The sequence below is a fragment of the Legionella gratiana genome, from assembly GCF_001467695.1.
GTDB classification, from domain to species: Bacteria; Pseudomonadota; Gammaproteobacteria; order Legionellales; family Legionellaceae; genus Legionella; species Legionella gratiana.
In genome coordinates, this window is the sequence record NZ_LNYE01000029.1 from 742509 (window position 1) to 766679 (window position 24171).

Genomic DNA, 24171 nt, shown 5'->3' on the forward strand with positions numbered 1-24171 from the left:
TCTCTTGACAAAAACACACTACCGCTCAAAAAACACATTATATTGTTGCAACAAATAAAAAAACCCACAACATATTGATTTCTTTTGTTGCTATAATTTAATATATTCATCTAGGAAATTAATAATAAAAACCCAGCGGAGGAAAAATGTCTGCAACTATTGATCCGGTAAACGATGTACCGCAAATCAGTCAATTGGAATTGACCGCTAACGCCCCCGGTTTATTAAAAACCATTAAGCGCAATGGTAAGGTAGTAAATTACGACGATACAAAAATCAAAATAGCAATTACTAAAGCCTTTATTGCTGACGAGGGCGGCACAGCGTCTACATCGGATCGCATCCATCAGCAAATTGAAGAACTTACCCACCAAATCACCCAAGTATTCAAACGCCGTTTACCCAGTGGTGGTGCAGTTCATATAGAAGACATTCAAGATCAAGTCGAGTTAGCGTTAATGCGTAGTGGCCATTATAAAGTTGCCAGAGCCTATGTGTTATACCGCGAAGAACATCGTAAAGCGCGCGAAAATGAATTAAAAAAACAAGCGAGCGACAATAAACTTCTGTTAATTACTATGCCTGATGGAGAATTAAAGCCATTAGATACAGAGCGTATGAATACGATTGTTCATGAGGCGTGCCGTAATTTAGAACATGTTGATGCAGAACCAGTTATTAAAGATGCGTTGCGTAATCTGTATAATGAAGCAAAATTTGCAGACGTGCATAAAGCATTAATTATGGCGGCACGTACTTTGGTTGAAAAAGAGCCTAATTATACTTATGTCAGTGCACGCTTGTTATTAGACAACTTGCGATTAGAAGCATTACATAAATTAAATATTCAAGCAGACGCAACCTTTGATGAAATGAGTCAACTCTACCCTACTTACTTTAAAATCTATGTTGCTCATGGCATCAAACAAGGAATGCTTGATGAAAAAATGGCTGATTTTGATTTAGAAAAATTGGGTAATGCGCTATTACCTGAACGTGACATGAAATTTACCTACCTAAGCTTACAGACTCTATACGACCGTTATTTTATTCATGACCAAGGAATACGCTACGAACTACCCCAAGCTTTCTTCATGCGCGTTGCGATGGGTCTGGCAATACGTGAGAACGATAAAAATGAAAAAGCGATTGAATTTTATCAATTGCTGTCTTCTTTTGATTACATGTCATCCACACCAACCTTATTTAATTCGGGGACAATGAGACCACAGTTATCCAGCTGCTATTTAACTACAGTCCCTGATCATTTAGATGGTATTTACAGCGCCATCAAAGATAATGCATTACTTTCTAAATATGCGGGAGGTTTAGGCAATGACTGGACGCCTGTACGCGCAATGGGTTCACACATCAAAGGAACCAATGGAAAATCACAAGGAGTGGTTCCTTTTCTAAATGTTGCTGATGCAACAGCAGTCGCCGTAAACCAAGGAGGAAAGCGTAAAGGTGCGGTTTGTGCTTATTTGGAATGTTGGCATAAAGATGTAGAAGAGTTTCTAGAATTAAGAAAAAATACCGGGGATGATCGACGTCGTACTCATGATATGAACACCGCATTATGGATACCTGATTTATTTATGATGCGTGTACGTGAAGATGCTGATTGGACTTTATTTTCTCCTGATGAAGTTCCCGAGTTACATGATCAATACGGTAAAACCTTTGAAAGGTTATATGGTGAATACGAAGAAAAAGCACGCAAAGGGCTGATGAAAAATGTAAAAGTTGTGTCTGCAGTCAAACTGTGGCGTAAAATGTTATCGATGCTTTTTGAAACTGGCCATCCATGGATGACATTTAAAGATCCTTGCAACTTGCGCTCACCACAACAACATGTTGGCGTAGTTCACAGCTCTAACTTATGTACTGAAATTACTCTTAATACTTCGGAAGAAGAAATTGCTGTATGTAATTTGGGCAGTATTAATCTTCCTGCACACATCAAAAATGGCAAACTTGATGTTGAAAAATTAAAACAAACCATTAAAACCGCTGTACGGATGTTAGATAACGTGATTGATATTAACTATTATTCTGTACCTCAAGCACGTAACTCTAACTTAAAACATAGACCTGTCGGACTTGGTTTAATGGGCTTCCAAGATGCCTTGTATGAATTAAAAATTGATTATGCTTCCCAAGAAGCAATCGAATTTGCAGACTCATCTATGGAATTAATTAGTTATTACGCTATCGAAGCTTCCTGTGATTTAGCAAAAGAAAGAGGCAGCTACTCCAGTTACGAAGGTTCCTTATGGAGTAAAGGCATATTACCAATTGATTCGATCAATCTGTTACAACAAGCACGCAACAAATACTTAGAACAAGATCGTTCACAACGCTTAGATTGGGAAAGCTTACGCGTTAAAGTTCGCACTCAAGGAATGCGTAATTCAAACGTGATGGCTATTGCGCCAACAGCAACTATCTCTAATATTTGCGGTGTAGCACAATCCATTGAACCTACCTATCAAAACTTATATGTAAAATCCAATTTATCAGGCGAGTTCACTGTAATCAATCCCTACCTTGTTGCTGATTTAAAAGCTCTGGATCTTTGGGATGAAGTCATGGTTAATGACTTGAAATATTTTAATGGCAGCGTCCAACCAATCAGCCGTATTCCTGCTGATTTGAAAAAACGCTATGCGACTTCCTTTGAAATTGACCCAATTTGGTTAGTGGATGCTGCTTCTCGTCGTCAAAAATGGATCGATCAAGCCCAATCGCTCAATATCTATATGGCGCAACCTTCTGGTAAAAAATTGGATCAACTCTACATGCATGCGTGGATACGTGGATTAAAAACGACTTATTACTTACGTAGCATGGGTGCATCTAATGCTGAGAAATCCACAGTCACTGATAGTGCACTCAATGCAGTTAAAATAATGACTGAAGCGCCAAAAGCATGCTCTATACTCGATCCAGACTGTGAAGCATGCCAATAATTAGGGAGAACTTAAATGTCAGAAAACATCACACAACAACAAGACATCATTCTTACAGGTGCTACAGGCTATGAGTCTCTTGAAATGGGGGCTGCGCGCATTCATGTTGATGATAAACGTATTATCAATTGTCGCGCCGATTTAAATCAACTTGTGCCCTTCAAATATAAATGGGCTTGGGATAAATATTTAACCGCTTGCGCCAATCACTGGATGCCCAATGAAATCAGTATGAGTGCTGATGTAGCACTCTGGAAAGATCCTAATGGTCTTACAGAAGCGGAACGTTTAATTATCAAACGCAACTTAGGCTTTTTCTCAACAGCCGACTCTTTAGTTGCCAATAATCTGGTTCTGGCTGTTTATAGACATATAACCAATCCAGAATGCAGACAATATCTCTTGCGACAAGCCTTTGAAGAAGCTTTGCATACCCATGCGTATCAATATGTTATTGAAAGTTTGGGACTTGATGAAGCAGAAGTCTTCAATATGTATCGAGAAATCCCTTCAGTAGCCACTAAAGCCGCTTGGGCATTACCCTATACCCAAAGTTTAGCTGATGAAACATTCCATACGGGCACCTTAGAAAATGATCAACGTTTATTACGTGACTTAATTGCCTTCTATGTAGTATTTGAAGGAATCTTTTTCTATGTTGGTTTTACACAAATTCTTTCTATGGGTCGTAGAAATAAAATGGTCGGAACCTCAGAACAATTCCAATACATTTTGCGCGATGAATCCATGCATATGAATTTTGGTATTGATGTAATTAATCAAATTAAGATTGAAAATCCGCATTTATGGACCCCTGAATTTAAAGAAGAAATAACACAGCTCATTCGCCAAGGAGTAGATTTGGAATATCAATATGCCAAAGACACCATGCCACAGGGAATCTTGGGAATGAATGCAGAAATGTTTGAAGAGTACTTACACTTCATTGCAAATCGACGCCTCACCCAAATTGGCTTAGCGGAACAATATCCAGGTGCCGTAAATCCATTCCCTTGGATGAGTGAAATGATGGATTTGAAAAAAGAGAAAAATTTCTTTGAAACTCGTGTGATTGAATATCAAGCTGGTGGTACTTTAAGCTGGGAAGATGAATAAAAATTAAAGTGAGCCAATGCCCGCCCAGTTCGGGCATTGGTTTGTACATGCTCTACAATCGTTAAAAATTACAACAATAACCCCATAACTTAACCACATCACAAATATTTTTTTTACTATCAAAGAGTGGCATAATACACCTCCACAGTTTTTGCAAAACCATCTGATGGTTTTGAATTTCGTTTTTGTAATAAAACATAAAACTGTCAAATCCAAATAAACTAAATAAAACAGGATGTTTCATATGAAAAAATTTTTTTGTTCCATTGGCTTAAGTTTTTGTCTTGTATCCAGTGTATTCGCAAGTGATAACGCGCTTGATCTTTTAAATTCAGAAATTACAAATATTCTAGCGCCACTTCAAAATCAAGACACTGTTGCAAGACTCAAATTTGACACAGTAGAACTCAATAGCGAACGTGCCGAAAAAATCGCCTTAAATGGGCTGTATAAAAAATTCGGCTCAAAAAACAGTTTCGAAGTAAAGGTGGACAATCTAAGCTATGACTATGGCGATGGCAAATCTCCAACCACTGTTTTTAAAGGGTCCCTTGGACTTGATTTCACAAAGTTTTTACCACGTGAAGAAAGTAACGAAATGATTCCTAGTGCGATTGAATATTTGCAAGAAACTATAAGAGAGTACACTGAAGAATATGGCGATGCCATTTTTATCAAAGGAGTGCTCACTTCAACAACCAAAGATATGGATGGCAATTATACAGGGTTAACTGCATTGCTTTCAGCAAAAATTGATCTCAATAAACTCCCTGAAGATCTTTCACGTACTGAAGTTATGGCTACAGATGCTTTTATCTCAATCACGTTGAATCTTAAAACTGGGTTTTCTATAGATGGCTTCGTGGTAAGCAATCCAGAATATTCAGGATTTCAAGAAGACGAATTAGGATTAAAAGAAGTCCTAGAACATTTCCTCGCTCGTGATAAAGAAACACGAGATCTCATTGAAGGAACTTTCATGTTTTTAGACTATGTAGCTTCTGATATCGTTGAAATAGACAACTCATCATTCTGGAAACTCATTCCGAAAAAATACTCCTTAAAACTCAAATAAAAAATTGTCATTTATTATTTTGAATTGATATTCCACAGTAGAAATTAAAAATAATTTATGTGAATATCATTTTTAGGGATCGTCACCCTCCGCTTCGCGGAGGGTTGATCTATCAAGGTAAGCAACCAAGTATAGTACCACCCACTAGGTTTTAGACAAGGCGCAAGTGAACGAGGTGAAGGAGTTTACATAAAGTAAATGACTGAAGCCGAGTGAGTTTGCAACGCAGTATAAAACTTAGTAGGTGGCGCTATAGTTCAAGGAGTAACTAATGACAAAACACCATAAGAAACAGGAAGACAATACCAATTACAGTTTTTTACTCAAATGCATGGCTGCACTCACAGCGGCTGCTGTAATCACTGCAGGGGTAATTGCAGCAGTAAGCCTCAAATCCGCCGCAGCAACCACTACCGCGATAGCGGCTAAAATGACGTTAGCATCCGCTTTTATTTTTACACCAATAATTCCAATTGCACTGGTTCTAATTGGCCTTGTTTGTGTATTACCCTTTTTATTTGGGCGCAATAACAGTACTTATATACCGAATCGCGTCGTTACAACTGGTTATAATAATTTTGGTTTTTATTCCACACCCAGTTATTCTACTGCGTCAGTTTATACAGATTCTCACTATCATGATCATGGTACAGGAACTGTTTATACCACCAGCAGCCATGTCCATGGACACGATAACCCTACGCATGGCCACGATACTCATGTCCATGGACATGATAGCCATACACATGGGCATACCACTGGTGTACACATGCACGGTCACCGTTAAAATGCCCGCTCTTCTCCCTCGAGGGGAAGAGATTTAAAAATAATTGAACAATACTTCCTCAAAAGAAGCTCTAATCACATATAAAGTTAATTTAATAACCAAATAGTGCTATATTTAATCATAGAATCACTGATTAACGTCGGCTCAATATACAAAATAAAATAATTTTTTATATCGAGCTTTTTTAGAGCGTTATCCCATACAGGCATTTTGCTCAGTATGCCTGTATGGGATAACGCCCATTTAGCGACGTAAAAAATCATTTCCATGCTTTCTACGTCGAACTCACGTTAGTTAAAGATACTAATCATCCATTATGAAATACGCACGCAGGGAGGATGCAAATGAAAAACATATTCCTTATCATAGTACAATTAGCAATAGCTATAGCTGCTTTTGCTGATACCACTATAATCACAGAAACCAAGACCTGGAAAAGCGTTCCTATTACAGTTAACCCACAAGCACATACTTATATAACAGTTGAAGGTCCCATACCACAAGGTGAATATTATTATACATATCCGGGATATCGATGCGTAAAAGAAAAAGTAGCTGTTGTAGGTGGCAATGTAATTATATATCATTCAGGAGTACCTGGTGGAAATGATATCTATTGCTATCCCGAATAATAAGTCATACGTTAACGGCACTAAGTTAAGCGTTTTGAGTAAACTCTTCACCTATCGACGTCCCGAGGCTTGTCTGCGGGATCCATAAATCTGTTAGAATTAGATCCTTGGATCCTGTGGACAAGCCACGGGAAGTAGGCATGAGGTCTTAACTGAGTGCCATTAGAGCGTACATCCGTATGTGAGCTTCCGAAGTTTTATTTTCGTGCAAGATGCGCCAAATACAGCTTTACGGTGCATGGAAACTTACGATAATAGTTGTACTCACTTAAAGGAAGAATATGTTAACAGGGGCATTTATTTTTTTTGTTATCACTATTATCATGGCTTTTTATTTATACATTGGAACTAACCCCACGTTACTTCTTATTGCAAAAATCTTTTTTTATTTTTCGTTAGCTGCTTTTTTGATTTTATTAATTACTCATTTCTTAAACTCAGCCCCGCCTGCTCCTGAAGAAAATAAAAATCTTCCTATATAATGATTTCTTAGAACTGAGATTAAACAGGATTCTCACTGTCAATAAATAAATGCTCAAGCTCAAATTGAGATGCCAGATAATTACCTAAAGTCTGGATCCCATATCGCTCTGTTGCGTGATGTCCGCAAGAATAATAATGGATGCCTAATTCTTTTGCTTGATAATAAGTTCGCTCCGAAATTTCTCCACTAAGATAAGCATCTACACCCAGTTGATAGGCATCTTCTATAAAATCCTGAGCGCCTCCACTACACCAAGCAATATGTGTGATCGGTTTATCACTACCTACAATAAGTAAAGGAGTCCGTTGTAACTTTTTTGCGAGAAACTCTAAAAATGCTGTATGACTCATTGTTTGAGATAACTTACCTGACCAAAGCAAATTATCAGTGCTGCCTGCTCGGTGCATATGAATCATATCTGCATCAAGCAGTTTAGCTAAACAAGCATTATTTCCAAGCTCAGGATGACAATCCAACGGCAAATGATATGCAAACAGATTCATGTCATTGCTTAAAAGTTTGTTAATACGCTGTCGCTTCATTCCGGTGATCGTCGGCGCCTCACCACGCCAAAAATATCCATGATGAACTAAAAGCGCATCTGCTCCCCACGAGATTGCTTGTGAAATAGCATCATCAGAAGCAGTCACTGCAGTGCAAATTCGCTTAATCTGTAGTGCACCATCAACCTGTATCCCGTTAGGTGCATAATCACTGTAACGTTCACAACTCAATAATTGATGCAGGTATAATGAGAGTTCGTCTCTAGTAATCACCGGTCAGAGACTCGCTTGATATCAGCACCCAATAAAGATAATTTTTCTTCTATGCGCTCATAACCTCTGTCTACATGATAAATACGCTCAACTGAAGTCTCACCTTCAGCAACTAAACCCGCTAAAATCAAACTGGCTGAAGCACGTAGGTCCGTTGCCATTACAGGTGCACCAGTTAATTTTTCAACACCATTAATTATTGCAGTATTACCATTTAGTTGAATCTGGGCTCCCATACGCTGCAACTCTTGCACATGCATAAAACGATTTTCAAATATAGTCTCAACTATAGTCGAAGCTCCGTCCGCTATTGAGTTCATTGCCATGAATTGAGCTTGCATGTCTGTGGCAAAAGCTGGGTATGGAGCTGTGGAAATATTCACCGCTTGAGGACGTTGATTATTCATATTAAGACTTACCCAATCCTCACCAATTGTTAATTCCGCACCTGCTTCTTCAAATTTGCACAGTTGCGATAATAAAGTATCGGGACGTACTCGCTTGACGGTAACATGTCCTCGAGTCAAGGCTCCGGCTGCCAGATAAGTTCCAGCTTCAATTCTATCCGGCATTACCGAATAAACTCCACCTGAAAGATCTGAAACACCTTCAATCTCAATGATTGAGGTTCCAGCACCTGAAATTTTAGCGCCCATTTGAGTTAAAAAATGCGCCAAATCCACTACTTCAGGTTCACGCGCAGCATTTTTAATAATTGTAGTTCCTTCGGCAAGTGTTGCGGCCATTAAAATATTTTCGGTACCTGTAACTGTAACCGTATCAAACATGATGCGTTTGCCTTGCAAACGACCACGTCTACATTGTGCATTTATATATCCATTTTTAACGGTGATATCAGCCCCCATAGATTTTAATGCTTTTAAATGCAGATCAACAGGCCGTGTTCCAATAGCACAACCTCCGGGTAAAGATACATCTGCTTTACCAAAGCGCGCTAACAAAGGCCCCAACACTAAAATTGAAGCACGCATTGTTTTAACTAAATCATAAGGAGCAACAAATTCATTTACTTGGCTAGCATCAACTTGGACATTCATTTTTTCATCAACAATTAAATGAGCACCTAATTGACCTAATAATTCCATCATCGTTGTAATGTCTTTAAGATGGGGAACATTTGAAATCGTTACATGATCTCTTGCTAGTAAACTCGCTGCCATTATTGGCAAAGCTGCATTTTTCGCTCCAGAAATAACCACTTCACCATGTAATGCTTTACCGCCATTAATTAATAATTTATCCATGTTGCTTCCCCCATTCTTCTTTTGTCCACGTCTTCATGTTAATTGCATGAAGCCTACCAGTGGTAATCAATTCTTTCAGTTGCGCATAGACCCACTGTTGTCTGGCTACTTTGGGTTTATTTAAAAAGATATCACTTACTACGGTTATCTGATATTGATAACCATCCCCCTCCACCTTCACGTAAAAAACATCTTCTATAGCTTTAAATTTCTGTTCGATTTCTTCGTTACTCAACATTAAAATTAGCTCACAAATTGAAATAAATACAAATCGTTAGGTTTCTAAAATACTCTTCACACCACAAAATTCTGCCAAAGATCGTGTTTCAGCAGGCATTCCAATAACTTCAAAAGCTTTTTGATTCTTTTTGCATAGTCTCCTGGCTTCAATCAACAATGCTAAACCTGCACTATCGCAATGTCTTACGTTACTTAAATCAAGAGTAAATAGATCACTTTTATCTTCCATGAAAGCGTGACAAAGCTTTGCACGTACTTCTACTACTGACTTAAATGTCAGATCTACTTCAGGTTTAAAATAAACTTTATTCACAATTATGAAGCCCTTTTAAGCTGTTTCTTTTGCATCAGTTTAATCACATCATCAATACTGGAATTTTGTAAGGCTTGGGCAAATTGTGATCTGAAACTTTGCAGTAAACTCACACCTTCAACACTAATGTCATATATTTTCCACTGACCATTTTTAGCAACAAGACTATAAGACAAAGGAATATTTTGACCTTCTGTACGAACTATAATACTGTTAACTCGTATAAATCTGGAGTTTAAAGAACCTCTTAAAGGTAAGAACTGTACACTCTCGTCGGCATATTGTGCTAAAGGGCTGGAGTAAGTACGAATCACAAGACGTGTAAATGCTTTGGAAAATTGTTCTTTTTGTAAACTTGTTGCTTTATTCCACGCTTGTCTTCCTAAAACAGAACGAGACATTCCAGCTACATCTACAATAGGCAGTAAGTGTGTTTCCACTGCTTGGTAGATAATGTTAGGGTTGCTTTTCAAGCTGGTCTTATTTTCCTTAAGGGTCGCAATAATATTATTTGCAGTCTCCTCCAACATAGGAATAGGAGAGTTTTGTGCAGCACTCATTACTGGAGATACAATTACACCGATAGCTAATAAGATTGTTTTTATTATTCTCATGTCTGTAACCTTTTTATTTTTTAATGTTAAACAGTAATTGACCAATTAAATTTTCTAGGATGATTGCTTCTTGAGTTTTACCGATCACGTCCCCATTTTGCAAAAAAGGATGATCGTGACTGTCTTCGTCTTCGAAACCAGGGACAATACTAATGTAATTTGAACCAAGCAATCCCTCAGTCAAAATTCGTGCTGAGGTATCTTCATAAGGAATTTTTTTATCGCTTCTCAAACGCATCGTTACTTTTGCATTAAGCTCTCCTGGCTGCAATTCAATATGAGTCACTTCGCCAATTTTAACTCCAGCCACTGTTACTGGCGCCCGAACCTTTAAGCCACCAATATCAGTAAAATCTGCGGTCACTTGATAATGGTCCTGAGACATAAAATTAGAGAAATTACTCACTTTCATGGTCATGACTAATAAGGCCAACACACCAAGCAACATAAATAGGCCAACACTAAAATCTACGTAACGTTGCTTATTCATTTACCAATCTCCAATCATCATTGCTGTCAACAAAAAATCAAGCCCTAATACTGCAAGCGAAGAATAAACCACTGTTTTAGTCGTCGCCTGGCTGATACCTTCTGCAGTAGGCATACATTCAAAACCCTGGAATACTGATATCCAGGTTACAACAAAAGCAAAAACTAAGCTTTTAATAATACCACTGAGTACATCAATCCGAAAATCAACAGCCGCCTGCATGTTAGACCAAAAACTTCCTGCATCCACACCTAACCAATGTACTCCGATAAAATATCCGCCAAAGATTGCAACAGCAGAAAAAATTAATGCTAAAAGAGGTAACGCAATAAAACCTGCTAAAAATCGAGGATAAATAACCCTACCTAAAGGATCAACACCCATCATATCCATACTAGATAACTGTTCCGTTGCTTTCATTAAACCAATTTCAGCAGTCAAAGCGGAACCAGCACGGCCAGCAAATAACAAAGCACTGATTACTGGACCAAGTTCTCTTGAAATACTTAAGGCTAATAATTGACCTAACTGGCTTGAAGCACCAAATTTTTGCAACGTATTATAACCTTGTAAACCAACAACCATACCAATGAATAAAGCAGAAACAACAATAATCAAGCAGGATAATACACCCACAAAATAAATTTGATAACGTACTAAAGGCCATAACCTTGAAACGTCAGGCTTCCTAAATAGCATAAAAAATAAAAATAACCCGGAACTACCTAAGTCTTGTAAGATTCGTAAACCGCGATTACCTATACGCGTAATGAATTCAAACATCTAAGAGCTCCTCTGTATAGGGTCTGGCAGGATAATGAAAACGTACTACTCCGTCTGCCTCGCCATGCATAAACTGCTTCACCTGAGGTTCGGTGGATTGTATTAACTCCTGTGGGGTTCCTTCTCCTATAATTTTTCCACCTGAAATAAGGTACATATAATCAGCAATTGAACATGTTTCTTCTACATCATGAGAAACAATAATCGTTGTTGTATGCAATAAATCATTTAACCGTTTAATGAGACGAACCAAAACTCCTAATGAAATAGGATCTTGTCCAGTGAAAGGTTCATCGTACATCATCAGTTCTGGATCCAAAGCAATTGTACGTGCTAAAGCAACTCGTCTTGCCATCCCACCCGACAACTGAGCGGGCATCAAATCAGCAGCGCCCCGCAAACCAACAGCCTCAAGTTTCATTAATACAATGTTACGCAACATTGATCCATGTAATTGTGTATGCTCCCTTAAAGGAAAAGCGACGTTTTCAAATACTGAGAGATGAGTAAACAAAGCAGAACTTTGAAAAAGTAAGCCCATATCACGTCTTGCTTCATATAAAGCTTTACGAGGTAATTGGTGCATATTTTGCCCATTTACATAAATAGCACCACTATCAGGCTTTAGCTGTGCACCAATGAGCTGCAATAAAGTCGTCTTTCCAGAACCACTTGGTCCCATAATGGCAGTAATATTGCCTCGTTTAACCTCCATATTAATACCATCAAATATGCGGCGACGATCACGAGTAAATATTAAATTCTTTATTTCAACCCAATTTTCAGGCATGCTCTCTTTATCCCGATTTAGCCAAAAGTAGAAGTATATACTGGATCACAAAAAAAAATGAGTTATTTAATTCTATTTATTCAAATGTTTTTTTGTTAGAATCAAAATTAAACAAAAAAACAAAAAATAAGCTTATGAATTTTTGTAATCTAGGACTTGCTGTCATTGAGACCGAAGCACAAGCCGTATTTGAATTAACCCAGAGAATTGATAGTCGATTTGAAAAAGCCTGTGAGTTACTACTTGCCTGTAAAGGACGAATAGTTGTAACTGGCATGGGAAAATCGGGCCATATCGCCAATAAAATTGCCGCTACTTTATCAAGTACAGGCAGCCCCTCATTTTTTATGCATCCAGGTGAAGCAAGCCATGGTGATCTGGGCATGATTACTCGGCAAGACACAGTGATCGCAATATCCCACTCTGGCAATACTGTTGAATTGGTAACCTTACTCCCTTTATTAAAGCGATTAGAAATTCCACTCATCAGCTTAACCGGTAATTCTGAATCTGCTTTAGCGAAAGCATCCAATGTGAATTTAGACGTCAGTATCAAACAAGAAGCATGCCCACTTGGTCTAGCACCCACAACCAGTACTACAGTTGCATTAGTGATGGGAGATGCACTAGCAATTGCACTTCTGCAAGCCCGAGGGTTCAGTGAGGAGGATTTCGCTTTATCTCATCCTGGAGGCTCCTTGGGTAAGCGACTTTTGTTGCGTATTGACGCTCTCTGTCACCAAGGAGACCAGTTACCGCTCGTTCATGAAAATGCGACCGTTAGTGAGGCACTTATTGAAGTAACCGATAAAAAACTAGGTATGACTTGTGTTATCGATAACAAAGGATATCTTACTGGCATCTATACCGATGGAGACATTAGGCGAACTTTAACTCGTCAATATGACATTAATACTACTCCAATTAAAGAGGTAATGACCCCTAGTGCCCGTACTATTTATAAAGGAATGCTTGCTGCTGAAGCCTTAGCTATGATGCAAAAATACAGTATAACCTCACTCATTGTAATTGATGAAGAAAAAAGGCCGACTGCCGTACTTCATCTTCATGATTTGTTAAAGGCTGGTGTTTTTTAATGATTAAATTAATAGAACAAGCAAAAAACATTAAATGCCTCATCTGTGATTTAGATGGGGTGCTCACCGATGGCTTTTTATATATAGATACTCACTTTAATGAACTGAAAACATTTCATATCCACGACGGTGTCGGTTTAAAATTACTGATGGCAATAGGTATTGAAGTTGCTGTTATTACCGGCTCTTGTAATCCATTAGTTGACCATCGAATGCAACAATTAGGTATTCTTCATTATTACAAAGATCAACTAGATAAAAAAGAGGCTTACAACCAACTAAAAAAAACATTAAATCTAAAAGATGAACAATTCGCTTACATAGGTGACGATATTCCAGATATACCTATTATGCAACAAGTTGGCCTTAGTGTCGCTGTTGCTGATGCAACACACTTAGTTAAAGAAATTGCCATGTGGCAAACAACTTTACCGGGCGGTCGTGGGGCTGTACGTGAATTATGCGATCTCATTCTCAATGCACAGAACAAAATGGATTTAGCTATAACAGGTTATTTAAAACAATGAACGCAGTCAAACAATTCATGTGGCTTTTTTTTACATTAATTCTTCTCGCTTGTTCCGGGTGGTATTACAGCCATTCAACAACAATCATTCGCCTTGATCACGAAACTTTAGCAAATTCAGTAGATACTATAATTTCTCACGTAACCGTACGCCAGTTTGATCAAAAAGGTACTTTAGCGAATCTATTAACCTCACCACTCATGCAACATATTCAAAAGGATAATGTTTATTTATTTGAAAATCCTCATATTATTGTAAGTCAAGACGAACAATCGCCTTGGGATATTCGCTCAACAAAAGGCCGTTCATTTGAAGGAGGGAAACAAGTTACGTTTATGGGTAATGTAATTGTACATCAGAACAAGGGAGCTAAATCCCAAGAAAGCACCTTAAAAACAGAAGAAGTCACCTACTTTCCAAAAGAAAAAAAAGCAATTTCTAACGTTTTAGTGACCTATGAACAATCAGGTAACATCATTCAATCTACTGGAATGAATGCTTATTTAGATGAAAAACGAGTAGAATTACTTCATCGAGCCCGAGGAAGTTATGTTCCAGCACATGGCTAATTACAGCTTGTCAGACCACTTTAAGTTGTGGTTGAGTCTATGGTTTCTTTTGACATTTGCGTGTGCTTCATATGCATTGTCTGAAGATAAAGAAAAAGTAATGCATGTAATGGCAGACTCAGCAGATTTGAGCCAACAGCAACATAAGGGTGTTTATACTGGCAATGTTGAGTTGATACAAGGGACAACAAACTTACGCGCAACTAAAGCAATTACCTTAGGTAACGAAAAAAATCAGCTTGTTGTAGCCATAGCCAGCGGAGCTCCAGGACAACAAGCACATTACTGGACAACAACAGATCCTAAAAAACCGCCCCTTCATGCCTATGCGGATACTATTCGTTATTATCCACTACGGCATTTAATTGAATTAATAGGGAATGCTCACGTCGAGCAAGGAAATAACTCATTTTCTGCAGCGAAAATAAGCTATGATACTGAAAAACAACATGTTTTATCTCAGGGCAATGGGAGTAAACGAATAATGATTATTTATCATCCAGAAAAGAACCCATCATGAGCATTCTAGAAGCACGAAACCTCAAAAAATCGTTTAAATCGCGAACGGTTGTCGATGGTATTAGCATTCACATAAAAAAAGGAGAATGTGTAGGTTTGCTAGGACCTAATGGTGCTGGAAAAACAACTTGTTTTTATATGATAGTAGGACTACAAGCCTGCGATGAGGGGCAAATTTTCTTGTCTGAAAGAGACATTACATCAAGCGCCATGCATCAACGAGCTCGCTTAGGAATCAGCTATCTCCCTCAAGAGGCTTCTGTATTCCGCAAACTGACTGTTGCAGAAAATATTATGGCTATACTGGAATTAAGATCTGATTTAAGTGAACAAGCTCGAGAAGAAAAGCTCGATCTGTTACTTCAAGAATTTCATATTTCCCATCTAGACAAAAGTCTAGGCATGGCCTTATCTGGAGGCGAGAGACGGCGAGTCGAAATTGCTAGAGCTTTAGCCATAGAGCCTTCTTTTATTCTACTCGATGAACCTTTTGCTGGAGTTGATCCCATTTCGGTCATTGATATTAAAAAAATTATTCAACATTTATGTAATAAAGGCATTGGAGTTCTAATCACAGATCATAATGTAAGAGAAACATTAGATATTTGTGAGCGAGCTTATATTGTCAGCCAAGGAAAAATATTGTGTGAAGGAACACCAGATATTATACTGACTAACCAACAAGTAAGAGCTGTTTATTTGGGTGAAGACTTTACCTTATAAGGGTGTAGCCCCAAGAGAAGGAGAGCTCGGAGAAAATATAATGCTACTGCTTTAAACTACGATTATTCATTCATATTTTAATTTAACATGCTACTCATCATCGATAACTACGACTCATTTACTTACAATCTAGTACAATATTTTCAATGTCTAGACCAGGAAGTAACTGTTTTCACTCATGATCAAATTAGTTTGACTCAAATAAAGACACTTAATCCTACCTACTTGGTGATTTCCCCTGGCCCCAAAGCGCCCAAGGACGCCGGCATTTCTATGGAGGTAATTCATTCTTTTTATCAAGATATTCCTATATTAGGGATTTGTCTGGGACATCAATGTATGGCCCAAGTTTTTGGGGGTAAAATCATATCTGCCCCGGAAATAATGCATGGAAAAACATCGACTATTACCCATAATCAGCAAGGAATATTTAAAAATATACCCAATCCATTCAAAGCAACCCGTTACCATTCCTTAGCGGTTGATAAAGACAGTCTTCCTGATTGTTTCTCAGTTGATGCATGGACAGATAATACCATTATGGCAATTTCACATCGCCAATACCCTATTTTTGGTCTACAATTCCACCCAGAAGCAATATTAAGCCAGCATGGGCTAAAATTATTAGAAAATTTTTTAAAGTATGAAACCTAATCTTCTCTTTGAACACCTGATTGCGAAAAAGAATTTAACCGCCACGCAAGTGCGTGGTGTCCTACATGCTTGCATGTCTGGCCAATATAGTGACGTGCAAATTGCTACCTTTTTAGCACTAATGCGCATGAAAGGTGAAACCACCGAGGAGCTAATCGCCGCCGCAGAGGTCATGCAGCAATTCGCTCGTACTATAGATTTAGGAACAAACTTAATTGACATAGTAGGTACTGGTGGGGACGGAAAAAATACCTTTAATGTTTCTACCACCTGTAGTTTTGTAGTGGCAAGTGCAGGATTTCCTGTTGCAAAACATGGTAATCGCTCCATCTCCAGTCGTAGTGGTAGTGCTGATTTATTAGAGAAAGCAGGCTTTATATTAAATCTCACCGATGAACAAATGCGAATCTGTATGAAACAATGTGGTTTAACTTTTTTATTTGCTCCACATTATCATCCAGCGATGCAACATGCTCGAACAGCTCGCCAACAACTAGGAATTAGAACCTTATTTAACTTACTTGGCCCATTAATTAATCCTGCCCATGTAAAAAAACAAGTTGTTGGGGTATTTTCAGCAACGTGGCAACAACCTTTAGCTTCAGTTCTTGCTCATTTAGGAAGCGAAAGAGCGTTAGTAATCAGTTCACAGGATGGTATGGATGAAATCAGTATTGTAGCCCCTACGAATGTCGTTGAATATCGAGAAGGTAGATATGAACATTGGATTATTAATCCTAAAGATTATGGCATCAAACATCACTCTTTAGATGAAATTATTGTGAACTCACCCAGTCAAAGTTTAGACTACATTCATGCGGTACTTTCCGGAAAATCAGGGGCAGCACGAGATATAGTGCTGTTAAATTCTGCAGCTGCCATCTATTGTGCTGGCAATGAATTATCTTTTGAACAAGCATTGGAACAAGCTAAAATCGCCATAGACAGTGGTAAAGCCAATCAATGCTTTACCAAACTTCGCCAATTAACTCAAACCCTAAACAAAGAATCAAATCATGAATAGTATACTGCAGCGTATTGCTCAACAAAAACTAGAAGAAATTAGTTTGGCTAAGCTAGAAAAGCCTTTAGAGGTACTAAAACAACAACCAATCATGGAACGAAGAGACTTTCTTACTGCCCTACAAGCTAAAGAAACACCAGCCATTATTGCAGAAATTAAACGAGCATCTCCAAGCAAAGGCATAATTCGAGAGAACTTTAATGCAGCAGAAATTGCAGCAATATATGACCAACATGGTGCACGCTGTCTGTCTGTACTTACTGATATTGAATTTTTTCAAGGTCATCCCGATTATATAGTCCAAGCAAAAACACATTGTAAATTACCGGTATTGCGCAAAGATTTTATTATTGATACCTATCAAATTTATGAAAGTTTGGCTTTAGGTGCTGATTGTATTTTACTTATTGTTGCGTTACTTGATGACGTTCAGTTAGTTGAGTTTTGCCAATTGGCTCAAGAGCTTGGCATGGCTGTTCTTGTAGAAAGTCATAATCAAGAAGAACTCGAGCGTGCTTTGCGTTTGCCTACCCCATTAATAGGAATCAATAACCGCAGTCTTCATACATTTAATACAAATATTCAATTGAGTATTGATTTAAAACCCTATATACCCAATGACAGAATCACCATTACTGAAAGTGGGATTAACACTCATACAGACATCCGTTTGATGCAATCTCATGGAATAAATGCTTTTCTTGTTGGAGAAAGCTTAATGAGGGCTAAAGATATAGGTAACGCCTTGGACCAACTGATAAATGGAATCTAATGACTATAATGAAGGCAAAGTATTTTGCATTTGCACAATTACCTTGCCAATAGGGTGTGAGCGATACAATTACTATTCTAAATTGGGTTCTGTGGGTTGTACTGGCTCAGGCTCAGGCAGTCCAGGCTCATCTGGCTCATAAGGCTCTGGATTTTCTGGATACTCATCCGGCACAGTAGGATACTCATCAGGTTCTGGTATTTCGTCGCCGTTTTTCAAAATAGATCCTTTATTTTGTTACGAATATAGAAAATTATAGCAAAGGAAATAAAATGAAAGTAGCTGTAATCACTGGGGCTGCAAGTGGAATTGGATTAGCATTAACCCAAGTCCATTTACAACGAGATAGCTTTGTAGTTATGGTGGATAAAGATAGTGTGACGCTTAAAAATGAAGCCACACGATTATTGGCGTTATTTCCAGGAAAAGTCTTGGAAATTTCCTGTGATGTAACGAAGCCTAACCAAGTAACGCAGCTGGCTCAACAAGTTCAGAACCAATTGGGACGTATCGATTGGATTTATAATAATGCAGGTATTATAGGCCAATTAGGTCCAATTTGGGATTTATGTCCTGAACACGTTCAAAAAGTCATGGACGTTAATTTACATGGAATGATTTATATAATTCAAGCATTTATTCCCTTCTTATTTCAACAAACGTTTTATTCGCATATCATCAATATAGCCAGCTTATATGCACTTTGTACTGGTTCGCAGACAGCCTCTTATTCCATGTCCAAACACGCCGTTTTAGCTTTATCTGAATCGCTATATTTTGATTTAGATCGTATGAAGAAACCGGTAAATATCTCCGTAGTTTTTCCTTCATTTACTGATACAGCGCTTTTATCTCATAATGAGGATACCTCTTCGCAATTCCAAGAAATCTTAAAATCACTTTTATCTCATTCACGTCCCGCCCTTGATATTGCTGAGTATATAATACGTGAAGTAGAACAAAAAAAATTCTATATTTTTCCAGATCCAGAAGTTAAAGGATATTGTGAGGACCGCACTAAGGCGATGATATTTGAGGAAAATCCTCACGTTACTAACATTGAAAAATTAATGAGCACACTTATTAAACGGCAATCTAAAAACCCATCATAAAATTTAAATTATCCATTTACGTCAATAAAAATAAAATCGTAGGTTGGGAATGAATGATTGGATGTTCAACCAGAGCTGAACGTCCACCAGGTAGGTACATTTCATCCTCATATCCAGTAAATGTTGTTCCATTATTTGATGCTTCTTCTCCATGCTCATTGAAATCGCCTTGCAAATAATCATCCTATATTAAGTACATACGCGTTTTTTATATAAGAGTCCCTCACTGTAATCCCCTGAAATTTCCAGGCAAATTTTTATTTATTTCTAATCTTCTCTTAATTGCCGCTTTTCTGTGGGAAGAAAATCATTTAACTCCTCATAAAAACACAACTGTATAGTGATCATGCTATGCTTAAATGAGTTACTTTTCTTAATTTATGGCAAATTAAGGTAAAAAAGACAGGAAAAATCACAAATATAAGGAGATTACTTTGAATTTCTCACTAGAAAGCCCAGCATTTAAGCACAATGCTTTGATTCCTTTGGAATATACTTGTGAGGGGGATAACCACCCACCACCCCTTATTTGGCACAATCCACCTCCGCATACACAATCGTTCGTTTTGATTATGGATGACCCTGATGCACCAATGGGGGTCTGGGTTCACTGGGTTTTATTGAATTTGCCAGCTGATTACAGGCAACTTAGAACAGGAGCGACGCTACCTGCTTCAGTAATCACTGGTAAAAACAGCTGGGGGAAATCAAGTTATGGTGGTCCCTGTCCACCATCTGGCACGCACCGATATTTTTTTAAGCTCTACGCGCTTGATACGCTGCTTTCGTTGGATAAAACAGCGACGAAACAGATAGTAGAAAAAGCGATGCAACAGCATATTCTTGAGCACTGTGAACTGATTGGCAAATATACTAAATCTTAAAATATTTTCCATAGCTTATTTCTCGAGAAACATATTTTTTATTCGGAAGTGGCAGTAGAACCTGGAACTATTAATTTGGCTTATATGGCACGGAGTAGAACGAGTATGAAAAAATCTATTGCTCAAATTTTACTTTATATCTCTTTTAGTATTCTAATAGTGCCAACCTGGGCTAAAACTACAGAAGCTGAAACAACTTCGATTTCTTTGCCCTATCCTGCGATTACTGGTCCACTTGTTGCCAATTCCAATCCATTTAACATCGAGGCAGGCCCATTCGAAAAAATTTATATCACTGGCGCTTTAAGCGGCTTTGGCCTGCGGCAGAACAATCCTGTAATGGGAAATCCGAACTCACTACTCGATTTAGATAATGGTCAGCTATTTATTCAGAATACCAGAGGTTTGTTGCAATTTTATGTTCAGGCAGGTGGTTATTCTTTACCCTCTCTTGGTACTCCCTATCTGCGCATGGACGATACGACTCGTGATTTTTTCGGCCCCGTTCCAGTGGCTTTTATCACATTGGCTCCTAGCGATAATTTTTCGATAATGGCAGGAAAGTTATTCACGCTCATCGGCGCTGAAAATACTTTTACCTTCCAAAATTTTAATGTTGAGCGTGGATTGCTTTGGAATCAGACCAATGCGGTGAATCGCGGTGTCCACGTACACTACACCCATGGTCCTGCCAGTGTCTCGGTTTCTTTAAACGATGGCTTTTATTCTGGGCGGCTTAACTGGCTTTCGGGACTAGTAACTTATACTATTAATTCAAAAAATAGCATAAGCGTAGTTGCTTCCGGAAATATCAAACATGACAACCAATGGAGTCTCGTGACTCCATTGGCTCAGAATAACAGTCAGATTTATGATTTGATTTATTCTTATACCTCCGGTCGATTGATTATTGGTCCTACATTACAATTTACTCATGTTCCTAAGGACCCTGGTATCGGGCTACTGGACTCAGCTTCTTCTTATGGAGCTGGCTTAGCGATAAAATTTTCTTTCAATACCCATTGGAGCCTTACTGGGCGTGCCGAATATATTGATACAACAGGCGGAATTAATCTTGCCTATGGCCCTGGCAGCAATGCATGGTCATTAACACTAACACCAACCTATCAACGAGATATCTTTTTTGTGCGCGGTGAGGCGTCCCTTGTGGATGCAAATAATATTACAGCCGGTTCAGCCTTTGGTCAGGATGGTACAAAGCACTCACAAGAGCGATTGCTTATTGAAACTGGTGTATTGTTCTAATACATTGATTTTTTAATTTTGTCCCTCAATGTTAGTGGAAGAAGTTGAAGTGATTAAATAAATACCTATTATTTTTTGAAGAAGCTAATCAAGGAGGAAGAAAGTGAGTTGCTTTAGTAACAGGTGGTATTGGAACAACCATATGGCAGAAAAGGATGTGAGGTCTATACCAAAATACTAATAAGTTAGAAGTTTCGTCAATGAATTTATGCTATAATGCACGAATTTTTTTATATTGATCACTTAATGATTACGCCAATTTTAGTTGCCAAAGAAATAACTGTGCATGCTTATTCAATTAATGCCATCAATAATGCTTATTTTGGAAAAGGTCTAATTGATGGAAATAAAGGAGCCTTTGCTTCTTGGGAAAACGCAATCCAACAGACTATTTCTAGAGGGAAAATACCCGTCACAATAGTTAATGACATTTACAACAGGGCTGCCAATAACTCCAAGAAAATATTGGCTGATTTAAAGTCAAGTGAGACAGAAGAATTTACTAATAGCTCTTTTAGTTGTTTTTAGGAAATATGATTTTATGAATTATAATTTTTTAACCGAAGGCAACGGTATTATTGCATGTTACGACATGTATCCCACGCAATTTCGCTCTATTGAAGATATGAAAAATTATTTGCCGAAATTGAAACAATATGGATTCAATGCATTATGGATTAACCCCTTGCAATTACCTGGTGACATTAATGGTTTTTTCAAAACCGATAAGAATTTGGGTGTAAAAATAGGTAATGAAGTCACTCGTAGTTTGTATGCGATGAGCAACCCCGATCTTATTAATCCTCAATTTAGCCAGGGGACTGCTAACGATTCATTAGAAAAGATCCAGCAACTTAATCGAGACGCCTTAAAATCATTTACCCAAAGGGCGAGAGAACTGGACATTGTCCCTATGTTTGATCTGGTCTTGAATCATGTTGCTATTGATTCTCCATTGTGCAAAGAAAAACCTCATTGGTTCAAAGGGGCACATGAAGATTTTAAAGATGTCCGCGGATTTAATTATGATGATGAAAAAATCAGAAAAGAAATAATGAGGGAACTTTGGCAGCCCTATATCCAACGTTATATGCTTGAATATGGATTTGATGGTGTACGTGTAGATGCTGTCGGATATGTACATCATGAGATTAGAAGAGAGGTATATGAATATATCCATACCCTTTCTAAAGAACATAAAAAACCAAAGCCAGTCATCATTGATGAAGCTTTATTTAATAAACGGGAACTTGCTGAAGAGGTCCGTTATTTGAAATTGCCTGGTGTAGGACCAACTCATATCACTACCGAAGTATATAATACTGAATTTACACTTGCTAGCACTGATATCCCAAGCAAAATATTGGAGGAAGAGCAATTAAAAGCATCTGTCGTTTTTTATCAAAAAGATGGCGTTTTACGTGAACAGGCCAAAGGAGGCTGTATTAATTTTTGCGGTAACCATGATTACCGTTCATTGGCAATGACTATCTTATTTCAAATGGCCAAACAACGATTTCTCTCTGATCCTTTATATAATGATTTTATGAATAGTTATCAGTCATTCTCTCCTACGCCCAAAACTGCTAAAGGTAGCAAACAAGAGCTAGTAGATCCTTTAAAAACAACATTATTGTATTCTTATGTGAGTCAAATTAAAACAGAATTGGAATGTAAAAACGAAAAAACGCTACACGATTTTCAAACATTAGTATACGAAAAAATGGCTCTTACAGCACTTACAGGTAGTGGAGGCTGGTTCTTATTAAGTGGTGATGAAACATGTGATGTGACTGCTAAAACGGTCTTTCAAAGAAAGGATGCTGTCGATAAATCTTATTATCCCCAGAGAGAGCATCACATATTTAGTGATAAGCCTGATATTGCCAATAAAGTATTAGAAAAAATGGCTGAAGATAATTTTTTTGAAGAAAATAGTGCCAATAATTGGTTGGTGGATCTATATCATGAATTATCAAAACACCCTGAACTCCAACAACGTCTTTTGCTCCCTCATATTGAGAATATTAAACATCAAATTAATGCAGGTATCGCAACCGTACAATATAAATTTTCTTCATTACTCTCTGCTGAAAATTGTAGCATTGGCTTTGAGGCAGAAGATTTTATTGCTAAGACAAGAAATTCAGACAATGGTTGGCAAGGATTACACGATAATGTTGCATTTATTAGCCAACTTAATTCCTTATTAAAAAAATTGCCAGCATCAGTTGCTGGTTTTTCTAGTGCTCTGGTACGTCTTCCAGAGAAACCAAATTTAGTAATTATTGTTAGAAAAAATGGAAAGCAAATAGACGCACCCATTGATATTGTGGCGGTTAATCTTGATCAGACGAAAAATACTATATTAACAAAAAAAGACCTACAACAAATTGCTAAAAATTATTGTAATCAATACCTCTTATACGGAACCCTTGATGAAAAAAATCATCTATTAAAAAATCTATATAATCGCATGCTAGAGACTGTTGGTCCTAATCAAATCCATGTGGATAGTAGCATTGTATATGATAGTTCTGAAGGGTTTGATTTGAGCAATTCATCGATTAAATTCTTCAAATCTCAACCAGAATCAAGAAGTTCGCAAGATGACGCATTGAATCCCAAAAATACCATCGTGAAGCAGTAGAAAATCTCAAGATGGTCACTGGTAAATGACCATCGAA

Annotated in this window: 29 protein-coding genes; 19 read left to right on the forward strand and 10 right to left on the reverse strand. The window is 37.8% G+C overall.

What is annotated here, in order from left to right; all coding sequences use genetic code 11:
- Positions 1-146: 146 nt before the first annotated feature.
- From Lgra_RS16305 to Lgra_RS16335, 6 genes are all read left to right on the forward strand, one after another.
- Entirely contained in the window at positions 147-2972 is a 2826-nt protein-coding gene (locus tag Lgra_RS16305; RefSeq protein WP_058500206.1) for a ribonucleoside-diphosphate reductase subunit alpha, read from the forward strand.
- Positions 2973-2987: 15 nt separating this feature from the next.
- Positions 2988-4088, forward strand: coding sequence for a ribonucleotide-diphosphate reductase subunit beta (locus Lgra_RS16310; RefSeq protein ID WP_058500207.1), 1101 nt, complete (start codon positions 2988-2990; stop codon positions 4086-4088).
- A 244-nt stretch (positions 4089-4332) separates the two neighbouring features.
- Positions 4333-5163 carry a hypothetical protein gene (locus Lgra_RS16320; protein ID WP_058500209.1) on the forward strand — a complete coding sequence of 277 codons (831 nt, stop codon included), beginning with the start codon at positions 4333-4335 and terminating at the stop codon, positions 5161-5163.
- A gap of 271 nt (positions 5164-5434) precedes the next feature.
- Positions 5435-5950: a hypothetical protein gene (locus Lgra_RS16325; protein WP_058500210.1), complete on the forward strand. Its 516-nt coding sequence runs from the start codon at positions 5435-5437 to the stop codon at positions 5948-5950.
- Positions 5951-6294: 344 nt separating this feature from the next.
- Complete coding sequence (locus tag Lgra_RS16330) at positions 6295-6582, forward strand: hypothetical protein (protein ID WP_238584474.1); 288 nt, start codon at positions 6295-6297, stop codon at positions 6580-6582.
- Positions 6583-6863: 281 nt separating this feature from the next.
- Positions 6864-7064 carry a hypothetical protein gene (locus Lgra_RS16335; protein ID WP_058500212.1) on the forward strand — a complete coding sequence of 67 codons (201 nt, stop codon included), beginning with the start codon at positions 6864-6866 and terminating at the stop codon, positions 7062-7064.
- Between the two features lie 19 nt (positions 7065-7083).
- Here the strand turns inward: Lgra_RS16335 and Lgra_RS16340 are convergent, their stop codons facing one another.
- Genes Lgra_RS16340 through Lgra_RS16375 form a run of 8 tightly spaced genes read right to left on the reverse strand, consistent with a single transcriptional unit; the run spans position 7084 to position 12337 of the window.
- Positions 7084-7842, reverse strand: coding sequence for a Nif3-like dinuclear metal center hexameric protein (locus Lgra_RS16340; protein WP_058500213.1), 759 nt, complete (start codon positions 7840-7842; stop codon positions 7084-7086).
- Positions 7839-9107: a UDP-N-acetylglucosamine 1-carboxyvinyltransferase gene (murA, locus tag Lgra_RS16345; RefSeq protein WP_058500214.1), complete on the reverse strand. Its 1269-nt coding sequence runs from the start codon at positions 9105-9107 to the stop codon at positions 7839-7841. The genes Lgra_RS16340 and murA overlap by 4 nt, the downstream gene beginning before the upstream one ends.
- On the reverse strand, positions 9100-9345 hold the full coding sequence (locus Lgra_RS16350) for a BolA family protein (protein WP_058500215.1): 246 nt from the start codon (positions 9343-9345) through the stop codon (positions 9100-9102). The genes murA and Lgra_RS16350 overlap by 8 nt, the downstream gene beginning before the upstream one ends.
- 36 nt (positions 9346-9381) lie before the next feature.
- Positions 9382-9660 carry an STAS domain-containing protein gene (locus tag Lgra_RS16355; RefSeq protein ID WP_058500216.1) on the reverse strand — a complete coding sequence of 93 codons (279 nt, stop codon included), beginning with the start codon at positions 9658-9660 and terminating at the stop codon, positions 9382-9384.
- 2 nt (positions 9661-9662) lie between these two features.
- Complete coding sequence (locus tag Lgra_RS16360; protein ID WP_058500217.1) at positions 9663-10274, reverse strand: MlaC/ttg2D family ABC transporter substrate-binding protein; 612 nt, start codon at positions 10272-10274, stop codon at positions 9663-9665.
- Between the two features lie 13 nt (positions 10275-10287).
- Positions 10288-10764: an outer membrane lipid asymmetry maintenance protein MlaD gene (gene mlaD / locus Lgra_RS16365; RefSeq protein ID WP_058500218.1), complete on the reverse strand. Its 477-nt coding sequence runs from the start codon at positions 10762-10764 to the stop codon at positions 10288-10290.
- Entirely contained in the window at positions 10765-11547 is a 783-nt protein-coding gene (mlaE, locus tag Lgra_RS16370) for a lipid asymmetry maintenance ABC transporter permease subunit MlaE (protein WP_058500219.1), read from the reverse strand. It abuts the gene before it with no gap.
- On the reverse strand, positions 11540-12337 hold the full coding sequence (locus Lgra_RS16375; protein WP_058500220.1) for an ATP-binding cassette domain-containing protein: 798 nt from the start codon (positions 12335-12337) through the stop codon (positions 11540-11542). Before Lgra_RS16375 ends, mlaE begins: the two co-directional genes overlap by 8 nt.
- A 134-nt stretch (positions 12338-12471) precedes the next feature.
- Here Lgra_RS16375 and Lgra_RS16380 point away from each other — a divergent pair, with 134 nt between their 5' ends.
- The 8 genes from Lgra_RS16380 to trpC all read left to right on the forward strand — a co-directional run bounded on the left by Lgra_RS16380 (position 12472) and on the right by trpC (position 18222).
- The gene (locus Lgra_RS16380; protein WP_058500351.1) at positions 12472-13434 is read left to right on the forward strand and encodes a KpsF/GutQ family sugar-phosphate isomerase; all 963 of its coding nucleotides are present in this window, start codon (positions 12472-12474) and stop codon (positions 13432-13434) included.
- On the forward strand, positions 13434-13961 hold the full coding sequence (locus Lgra_RS16385) for a KdsC family phosphatase (RefSeq protein WP_058500221.1): 528 nt from the start codon (positions 13434-13436) through the stop codon (positions 13959-13961). Before Lgra_RS16380 ends, Lgra_RS16385 begins: the two co-directional genes overlap by 1 nt.
- Entirely contained in the window at positions 13958-14530 is a 573-nt protein-coding gene (lptC, locus tag Lgra_RS16390) for an LPS export ABC transporter periplasmic protein LptC (protein ID WP_058500222.1), read from the forward strand. Before Lgra_RS16385 ends, lptC begins: the two co-directional genes overlap by 4 nt.
- A complete protein-coding gene (gene lptA, locus Lgra_RS16395) occupies positions 14511-15050 on the forward strand; it encodes a lipopolysaccharide transport periplasmic protein LptA (protein WP_058500223.1) in 540 nt (179 codons plus the stop codon). The genes lptC and lptA overlap by 20 nt, the downstream gene beginning before the upstream one ends.
- The gene (gene lptB, locus Lgra_RS16400; RefSeq protein WP_058500224.1) at positions 15047-15772 is read left to right on the forward strand and encodes an LPS export ABC transporter ATP-binding protein; all 726 of its coding nucleotides are present in this window, start codon (positions 15047-15049) and stop codon (positions 15770-15772) included. Before lptA ends, lptB begins: the two co-directional genes overlap by 4 nt.
- A gap of 87 nt (positions 15773-15859) precedes the next feature.
- A complete protein-coding gene (locus tag Lgra_RS16405; RefSeq protein WP_058500225.1) occupies positions 15860-16426 on the forward strand; it encodes an anthranilate synthase component II in 567 nt (188 codons plus the stop codon).
- A complete protein-coding gene (gene trpD, locus Lgra_RS16410; RefSeq protein WP_058500226.1) occupies positions 16416-17450 on the forward strand; it encodes an anthranilate phosphoribosyltransferase in 1035 nt (344 codons plus the stop codon). Before Lgra_RS16405 ends, trpD begins: the two co-directional genes overlap by 11 nt.
- A complete protein-coding gene (gene trpC / locus Lgra_RS16415) occupies positions 17443-18222 on the forward strand; it encodes an indole-3-glycerol phosphate synthase TrpC (protein ID WP_058500227.1) in 780 nt (259 codons plus the stop codon). The genes trpD and trpC overlap by 8 nt, the downstream gene beginning before the upstream one ends.
- A 72-nt stretch (positions 18223-18294) precedes the next feature.
- Here trpC and Lgra_RS18050 read toward each other — a convergent pair whose 3' ends face one another.
- Entirely contained in the window at positions 18295-18441 is a 147-nt protein-coding gene (locus Lgra_RS18050; protein ID WP_165482862.1) for a hypothetical protein, read from the reverse strand.
- A gap of 53 nt (positions 18442-18494) precedes the next feature.
- Here Lgra_RS18050 and Lgra_RS16420 point away from each other — a divergent pair, with 53 nt between their 5' ends.
- Complete coding sequence (locus tag Lgra_RS16420; protein WP_058500228.1) at positions 18495-19334, forward strand: SDR family NAD(P)-dependent oxidoreductase; 840 nt, start codon at positions 18495-18497, stop codon at positions 19332-19334.
- Positions 19335-19350: 16 nt separating this feature from the next.
- Here the strand turns inward: Lgra_RS16420 and Lgra_RS17895 are convergent, their stop codons facing one another.
- Positions 19351-19509 (reverse strand): hypothetical protein, encoded by a 159-nt coding sequence (locus Lgra_RS17895; RefSeq protein ID WP_157068274.1) that lies wholly within the window; start codon positions 19507-19509, stop codon positions 19351-19353.
- A 259-nt stretch (positions 19510-19768) separates the two neighbouring features.
- On the opposite strand from Lgra_RS17895, the gene Lgra_RS16425 reads away from it, so the two are divergent.
- From Lgra_RS16425 to Lgra_RS16440, 4 genes are all read left to right on the forward strand, one after another.
- Positions 19769-20218 (forward strand): YbhB/YbcL family Raf kinase inhibitor-like protein, encoded by a 450-nt coding sequence (locus Lgra_RS16425; RefSeq protein ID WP_058500229.1) that lies wholly within the window; start codon positions 19769-19771, stop codon positions 20216-20218.
- Between the two features lie 105 nt (positions 20219-20323).
- Positions 20324-21484, forward strand: coding sequence for an outer membrane beta-barrel protein (locus Lgra_RS16430; protein WP_058500230.1), 1161 nt, complete (start codon positions 20324-20326; stop codon positions 21482-21484).
- Between the two features lie 246 nt (positions 21485-21730).
- Positions 21731-22012, forward strand: a complete 282-nt coding sequence (locus Lgra_RS16435) for a DUF5630 domain-containing protein (protein ID WP_238584475.1) — start codon at positions 21731-21733, stop codon at positions 22010-22012.
- A gap of 13 nt (positions 22013-22025) precedes the next feature.
- A complete protein-coding gene (locus tag Lgra_RS16440) occupies positions 22026-24134 on the forward strand; it encodes an alpha-amylase family protein (RefSeq protein WP_058500232.1) in 2109 nt (702 codons plus the stop codon).
- Positions 24135-24171 lie beyond the last annotated feature (37 nt).

Excerpts from the sequence above, each read along its gene's own strand:
- Lgra_RS16305 (WP_058500206.1), top strand. The coding sequence starts at position 147 with ATGTCTGCAACTATTGATCCGGTAAACGATGTACCGCAAATCAGTCAA.
- Lgra_RS16310 (WP_058500207.1), top strand. The coding sequence starts at position 2,988 with ATGTCAGAAAACATCACACAACAACAAGACATCATTCTTACAGGTGCT.
- Lgra_RS16320 (WP_058500209.1), top strand. The coding sequence starts at position 4,333 with ATGAAAAAATTTTTTTGTTCCATTGGCTTAAGTTTTTGTCTTGTATCC.
- Lgra_RS16325 (WP_058500210.1), top strand. The coding sequence starts at position 5,435 with ATGACAAAACACCATAAGAAACAGGAAGACAATACCAATTACAGTTTT.
- Lgra_RS16330 (WP_238584474.1), top strand. The coding sequence starts at position 6,295 with ATGAAAAACATATTCCTTATCATAGTACAATTAGCAATAGCTATAGCT.
- Lgra_RS16335 (WP_058500212.1), top strand. The coding sequence starts at position 6,864 with ATGTTAACAGGGGCATTTATTTTTTTTGTTATCACTATTATCATGGCT.
- murA (WP_058500214.1), bottom strand. The coding sequence starts at position 9,107 with ATGGATAAATTATTAATTAATGGCGGTAAAGCATTACATGGTGAAGTG.
- Lgra_RS16350 (WP_058500215.1), bottom strand. The coding sequence starts at position 9,345 with ATGTTGAGTAACGAAGAAATCGAACAGAAATTTAAAGCTATAGAAGAT.
- Lgra_RS16360 (WP_058500217.1), bottom strand. The coding sequence starts at position 10,274 with ATGAGAATAATAAAAACAATCTTATTAGCTATCGGTGTAATTGTATCT.
- mlaD (WP_058500218.1), bottom strand. The coding sequence starts at position 10,764 with ATGAATAAGCAACGTTACGTAGATTTTAGTGTTGGCCTATTTATGTTG.
- mlaE (WP_058500219.1), bottom strand. The coding sequence starts at position 11,547 with ATGTTTGAATTCATTACGCGTATAGGTAATCGCGGTTTACGAATCTTA.
- Lgra_RS16375 (WP_058500220.1), bottom strand. The coding sequence starts at position 12,337 with ATGCCTGAAAATTGGGTTGAAATAAAGAATTTAATATTTACTCGTGAT.
- Lgra_RS16380 (WP_058500351.1), top strand. The coding sequence starts at position 12,472 with ATGAATTTTTGTAATCTAGGACTTGCTGTCATTGAGACCGAAGCACAA.
- Lgra_RS16385 (WP_058500221.1), top strand. The coding sequence starts at position 13,434 with ATGATTAAATTAATAGAACAAGCAAAAAACATTAAATGCCTCATCTGT.
- lptC (WP_058500222.1), top strand. The coding sequence starts at position 13,958 with ATGAACGCAGTCAAACAATTCATGTGGCTTTTTTTTACATTAATTCTT.
- lptA (WP_058500223.1), top strand. The coding sequence starts at position 14,511 with ATGTTCCAGCACATGGCTAATTACAGCTTGTCAGACCACTTTAAGTTG.
- lptB (WP_058500224.1), top strand. The coding sequence starts at position 15,047 with ATGAGCATTCTAGAAGCACGAAACCTCAAAAAATCGTTTAAATCGCGA.
- Lgra_RS16405 (WP_058500225.1), top strand. The coding sequence starts at position 15,860 with ATGCTACTCATCATCGATAACTACGACTCATTTACTTACAATCTAGTA.
- trpD (WP_058500226.1), top strand. The coding sequence starts at position 16,416 with ATGAAACCTAATCTTCTCTTTGAACACCTGATTGCGAAAAAGAATTTA.
- trpC (WP_058500227.1), top strand. The coding sequence starts at position 17,443 with ATGAATAGTATACTGCAGCGTATTGCTCAACAAAAACTAGAAGAAATT.
- Lgra_RS16420 (WP_058500228.1), top strand. The coding sequence starts at position 18,495 with ATGAAAGTAGCTGTAATCACTGGGGCTGCAAGTGGAATTGGATTAGCA.
- Lgra_RS16430 (WP_058500230.1), top strand. The coding sequence starts at position 20,324 with ATGAAAAAATCTATTGCTCAAATTTTACTTTATATCTCTTTTAGTATT.
- Lgra_RS16435 (WP_238584475.1), top strand. The coding sequence starts at position 21,731 with ATGATTACGCCAATTTTAGTTGCCAAAGAAATAACTGTGCATGCTTAT.
- Lgra_RS16440 (WP_058500232.1), top strand. The coding sequence starts at position 22,026 with ATGAATTATAATTTTTTAACCGAAGGCAACGGTATTATTGCATGTTAC.